Source organism: Pseudomonas sp. GW821-FHT02A11, assembly GCF_059421985.1.
Genome location: NZ_JBWKWB010000051.1, coordinates 5,682 through 12,142, shown reverse-complemented (window position 1 = coordinate 12,142; position 6,461 = coordinate 5,682). Strand labels below are relative to the sequence as shown.

Annotated in this window: 1 protein-coding gene; it reads right to left on the bottom strand. The window is 64.4% G+C overall.

The genetic code is table 11. From position 1 onward, the window contains the following. On the bottom strand, positions 1 to 6,096 hold a 6,096-nt coding region (locus AC07V9_RS29525; RefSeq protein ID WP_495019155.1), incomplete at its 3' end, for an amino acid adenylation domain-containing protein. Positions 6,097 to 6,461: the final 365 nt, after the last annotated feature.

Below are 6,461 nucleotides of genomic sequence, written 5' to 3'. Positions count from 1 at the left end.
CAACACCGTATCGCCGAACAGCAACGCAGGTGCCTCGGGCTGACGCGCCGCCTGGACCTCAAACAGCACATGGGCCGGCTGCTCGCTCGGGTAGTCGAGGCTTGCGGTGCTCCAGTCATTAACCAGTTGCCGGCGCTCCACAGCCCCCAGCAAATCAAGCTCACCCAACCGCCGCTCAGCGCCGTCAGCCATGCCCGACAACAGGTTTTCCAGATGCCCCGCCATGCGTGCGATGGCGTCGGCCGTGAAGTGCTCACGGGCGTAGCTGAATTGCAGGTCCAGCACCTCACCGAGGTTGACCGTCAGGGTCAGGGGATAGTGAGTCTGTTCAACGTTTTCGATTTCACCGAAACGCAGGCCCTGCGCAGCGCCCCGCTGCAGGACTTCGGAGACCGGGTAGTTCTCGAACACCAGAATGCTGTCGAACAGCGGCTCGCCCCCGTGGCCAGCCCAGCGCTGAATGTCGAACAGCGGCGTATGTTCGTGCTCGCGCAGGCTCAGGTTGAGGGCCTGCACGGTCTGCAGCCAGTCGCCGACGCTGTGGTCGATGCGCGGGCTGGCGATCACCGGCAGGGTGTTGATGAACAGACCGATCTGCTCCTCGACGCCGACTAGCTCCGCCGGGCGCCCCGCCACTGTGGCGCCGAACGCCACCGTCGCCTGACCGGTGTAACGCTGCAACAGCAGCAGCCACGCCGCCTGCACCACGGTGTTGAGGGTGACTTTCTGTTGGCGGGCGAACTGGTTCAGGCGTTCGGTCTGGGTACTGTTCAGTCGCTGGACCTGCTCGCCATAACCGGGTTGCGCCAGGGCTTCACCCTGTGCCAGACGGGTCGGTTCTTGCAGCTCGGCCAGTTGCCCGCGCCAGAAGGCCTCGTCGCGAACGCCATCCTGGCGTTGCAGCCAGGCGATGTAATCGCGATAGCGCCCGGCGGACGCCGCAACGTGCTGACCGTTGTAGCGCTGCAGCACCTCGCCCAGCAGCCGCGAGTTGCTCCAACCGTCCATGAGGATGTGGTGGCTGGTGTAGATCAGGTGATGACGCTCGTCCCCGATGCGCACCAGTTGCAGGCGCAAGAGCGGCGCATCGGTCAGTTCAAAATCACGACGACAGTCCGCAGCAGCCAGGGTTTTCAGGGCATCGGCGAGGTCGGCATGGTCGCTCCAGTCGTGCAGGGTGAACTCCAGCGTCGCTTGCTTGAGCACCACTTGCAGCGGCTGCTTGCCCTGCCAGAGAAAGGCGCTGCGCAGCACTGGATGGGCATCCACCGACGCCTGCCAGGCCTGACGGAAGCGCTCGGGGTCAAGGCCTTCGACATCGATGCACAACTGGTTCACATAGTCGCCGCTGCCCTGATCAAAGAGGGTGTGGAACAGCATGCCCTGCTGCATCGGCGACAGCGGGTAGATGTCTTCGATGCGCGCGGCATCGATCGGCAGCGCATCGAGCTGCGCCTGATTCAGGCCGCTCAGCACGAAGTCGCTTGGGGTGACAGCCGCCTTTGGCACGCTCACGCAATGCTCGATGAGCTGCGTCAGCTCGGCGCTGAAAGCATCCGCCAGTGCCTGCATGGCCGCTTCGGCGAACACCTCGCGGCTGAACGTCCAGGCCACGCTCAGCTCACCGTTATAGACCTGACCGTCGAGGCTCAGCCAGTTGCCCAGCGGCGCGTCGAGGCTCTGCTCGCGACCGGCCGACTCGCAAGCCGGAGCAAACAGTGCGTCCTCGGCAAAGCTGGCGTCGAACTGGCCCAGGTAGTTGAAGGTAATACGCGGTTGCGGCAGTGCGGCCAGCGCGGTGCGGCTGTCGGCATCGCCCAGATAACGCAGGGCGCCGAAACCGATGCCCTTCTCGGGGATGCCGCGCAGTTGCTCCTTGATGGTCTTGATTGAAGCATCGAGGCTCGCCGCGGGCGTGAGTCGCACGGGGAACAGGCTGGTGAACCAGCCGACCGTGCGGCTCAGGTCCAGCTCATCGAACAGCGCTTCGCGGCCATGACCTTCCAGTTGCACCAGCACCGAATCCTGCCCGCTCCAGCGCGCGACAACACGGGCCAACGCGGTCAGCAACAAGTCGTTGACCTGGGTGCGGTAAGCCGCTGGCGCGCTGTGCAGCAGTTGCGCGGTGTGAGTCTTGTCCAGTCGCGAATGCACTTTCAGGGCATCACGGTTCAGTTGCGCGCCTTGGGGATTGGCGCACGGCAAGGAGACTTCGGCACCCTGCAGACGCTGCTGCCAGCCAGCGACTTCAGCTGCGCGCTCTGGCGCATTGGCCCACGCTTGCAGGCATTCGGCCCAGGCCTTGATCGAGTGGGTCTTGGCTGGCAGCGCGATCTGCTGCCCCTGAGCGCTCTGCTGATACGCCGCTTGCAGGTCTTCAAACAAGATGCGCCACGACACCCCGTCCACCGCCAGGTGATGGATCACCAGCAGCAGGCGCTGTTCGCCACTCGGCAGGCTGACCAGCACGGCGCGCAGCAGCGGACCGTCTTGCAGGTTCAGGCTGCGCTGGGCTTCTTCACCCAGTGCGTCAAGCTGGCCGAGGTCGTTGATTTCACTGCGCCAGAGCAGCGGTTGCGTGGCGTGGTCACGGAAGCTCGCCGTCCACTGACCGTCAAGCTGCGCAAAGCCCAGACGCAAGGCATCGTGGTGAGCGACCACAGCACTCAGCGCCTGCTCCAGCCCCTCGGAGTTCAGCGCTTGCGCCGGCTTGAGCAGCACCGACTGGTTCCACTGTTGACGCTCGGGAATGTCGCTGTCGAAGAACACCTGATGGATCGGTAACAACGGCGTGGTGCCCGTCACTGCGCCCTGCTCGCTGCTCGAATGTTCGGTCACGGCACGGGCCACCGCCGCCAGACTGCGCACGCTCTGGTATTGGAACAGGTCGCGGGGATTGAGCCCGATGCCAGCCAGACGGGCGCGGCTGACCACCTGAATCGAGATGATCGAGTCGCCGCCCAGCTCAAAGAAATTGTCGTCCAGACCGACCTGCTCGACACCCAGCACGTCGCGCCAGATCGTCGCCAAGGCTTTCTCCATGGCGCTGACCGGCGCGATGAACGCCTGACGCGCAGTGGCTTGCGGCAGTGGCAAAGCCTTGCGATCGAGCTTGCCGTTGGCGGTGACCGGCAGCTTGTCCAGGGTGACGAAGACGCTCGGCACCATGAACTCCGGCAGCGCTTGCAGCAGCCAGGCTTTCAGCTCGGCCTGCAAGTCGTCCGCTGCCTGGGGTGCGCTCAACACCATCCAGGCCACCAATTGCTTGCCGTTGGGCACCAGCACCACCGCCTCACGCACCTGGGGGTGCTGCATCAGGCGGGTTTCGATTTCGCCCAGTTCGATGCGCAGCCCGCGCAACTTGACCTGATGGTCAAAGCGACCGAGGTATTCGATCACCCCGTCATTGCGCTGGCGTACGCGGTCGCCGGTGCGATACAGCCGTTCGCCGTCATGAAACGGGCATGGCACGAAGCGCTCGGCGGTCAGGCCTGGTCGGCGGTGATAACTGCGCGCAAGGCCCACGCCACCGAGGTACAACTCCCCCGCCACACCGGCTGGCACCGGTTGCAATTGCGCGTCCAGCACCAGTGTGCGCAGGTTGCCGATGGGCCGACCGATCGGCACCTGATCGGCGCCTTCATCGACGCAGGTCCAGTGGGTGACGTCGATGGCCGCCTCGGTCGGGCCATACAGGTTGTAGAGGCTGGCTTTCGGCAGCTTGGCGAACACCTGCACCTGCGCATCCAGGGGCAAGGCTTCGCCGCTGCAGACGATGCGTTTCAGGCTGCTGCATGCGTCGACGCCGCGTTCATGAATGAACGCCTGCAACATCGACGGCACGAAATGCAGGGTGCTGATGCTGTGATCAACGATGGCGCGGATCAGCTGCGCCGGTTCGCGATGAATGCCAGGTGCGGCCACCACCAGGCGCGCGCCGGTCATCAGCGGCCAGAAGAATTCCCACACCGACACGTCAAAGCTGAACGGGGTTTTCTGCAGCACCGCGTCGCTGCCGTCGATGGCGTAGGCCTGCTGCATCCAGCACAGGCGGTTGACCAGCGCGGCGTGGCTGTTGCCCGCGCCTTTCGGGCGGCCGGTGGAACCAGAGGTATAGATGACGTAGGCCAGGTTGCGGCTGTCGCTGGTCTGCAGCGGGCAACGTTCGCTGTAGCCGTCGAGCCAGTCGGCTTCCTGATCGAGCACCAGTGTGGTGACGTCGTCCACCGGCAGGGTCGACAGCAACGCGCTTTGCGTCAGCAGCAGGCCGATGCCGCTGTCCTCGATCATGTAGGCCAGGCGTTCGCGGGGGTATTCCGGATCCAGCGGCACATAGGCGCCGCCGGCCTTGAGGATGGACAACAGGCCCACGACCATCTCCAGCGAGCGGTGCACACAGATGCCCACCAGCACATCCGGGCCGGCGCCCTGATCACGCAGCAGGTGCGCCAGTTGGTTGGCCCGCCCATCGAGCTGCGCGTAGCTCAGGTGTTGGCTGCCGAACACCAGCGCCGTGGCATCCGGGGTGCGCAACGCCTGAGCGTGAATCAGCTCATGAATGCACATGCCGGTCGGGTAGCGTTCGGCGGTGGCGTTCCAGTCATGCACCAGCACGTGCTGCTCGGCGGCGTCGAGCATCGGCAGCTCACCGATGCGCAGGTCGCCTTCGTTGACCAACGCTTGCAGCAGCGCGGTGAAATGCGCGGCCATGCGCGCGATGGTGGGCGCTTCGAACAGATCGTTGGCGTAGGTGAAGGCCGCGAGCAGACGCCCGCCCTTCTCCCAAGTGTCGAGGGTCAGGTCGAACTGGGTCGTGCGGCTCTGCCAGTCAACCGCGCCGAGGGTCAGGCCAGATGCAGTTTTCAGCGTGCTGACGTCGGCCACTTGCGGCTGGTGGTTGTACATCACCTGGAACAGCGGGTTATGACTGATGGTGCGTTCCAGCTTGAGCGCTTCGACCAGTTGCTCGAACGGCAGGTCCTGATGAGCCTGGGCGCCGAGGGCGGTTTCCTTGATGTCGCGCAGCAGTTCGCTGACCAGGGTCTGGCCGTTGAGCTGCGTGCGCAGCACCTGGGTGTTGACGAAGAAACCGATCAGCCCTTCGATTTCGCTGCGGTTGCGGTTGGCGATGGGCACGCCGACGCGCAGGTCGCCCTGACCGGTATAGCGATGCAAGAGGATGTTGAAGGCGCCGAGCAAGAGCATGAACAGCGTGACCTGATGCGTGCGCGCCAAGGTTCGCAGCTGTTCGGCCAGTTGCGGGTCGATGCTGAATTCGTGGCGGGTGCCGCGATAGCTCGGCATCGGCGGGCGGGCATGGTCGGTGGGCAATTCGATGACGTCGTGCTCGTCGCCCAGCCGGGTCTGCCAGTACTGCAACTGCCGCGCCTGCTCACCCGCTTCCAGCCAACGCCGCTGCCACAGCGCGTAGTCGCTGTACTGGATCGGCAGGTCCGGCAACTGCGGCTGCTCGCCTCGGGCATAGGCGTCGTAGCAGCGGATGAATTCGTCGATCAGCACGTTCATCGACCAGCCGTCGGAGACGATGTGGTGCAGGGTCAGCAGCAGCACGTGCTCGTCCCGCGCCAGCTTGAGCAGCTTGACCCGCAACAGCGGGCCGTTGCCCAGATCGAACGGCAACAGTGACTGCTGCTGGGCCTGGGCGATGACTGCCTGCCCACGTTCGGCGTCGGGCAACACGCTGAGGTCTTGCTGTTCAACGCTCAGAGGTTGGCTGAGCGGGACTTGTTCGAGGCGATCGTCGGCATGGCGCTTGAACACCGTGCGCAGGGTTTCGTGACGGGCGACCAGACTGGCGAAGGCCCGCTCCAGCGCTGACACATCCAGTGCACCGTTCAGGCGTACCGCACCGGGCAGGTTGTAAGCACCACTGTGTGGGTCCAGCTGCCAGAGGAACCACATGCGCTGCTGGGCATAAGACAACGCCTGACGGTCCTGGGCTTCGACACCGGCGGGAATCGGGAACACGGAAAAATCGATTTTCTCGGCCCGCAACCCATCCAGAAACGCCCGGCGCTTCTCCACGGGCAGTTCAATGAACCGACGGGCCAGTTTCAGGGACTTTTCAGCATTCATCCGGGGTTCTTCCGTACAGGGTGGGTCACGAGCTGGGCTCTGCTATCCCTTTGGAACGGATGACGGGAGGGGAAAATTAGCGGTGTTTTGGGGGACAGCTCAGGTGCTTGCTCCCGGTTTGGCTCCGTCTCAGTGGGGGTGAATTCGCGAGACGGCGGGACATCCGACATACATCTGTCGCCTGAAAAATGGATCGCGAATGAATTCGCTCCCACAGGGAATCACATGCGCAGAAACATCCGGGTCCTTCTCACTGTGCTTCTAACGCCCCCCCCCGCTGAGCGGCGTCAAAGCGAAAGTGCGGCCTGCACCCACGTCGCGTTCTGAGGTGTGGGGGCCGGCGTGCACGAGCCCCAGAGCACCAG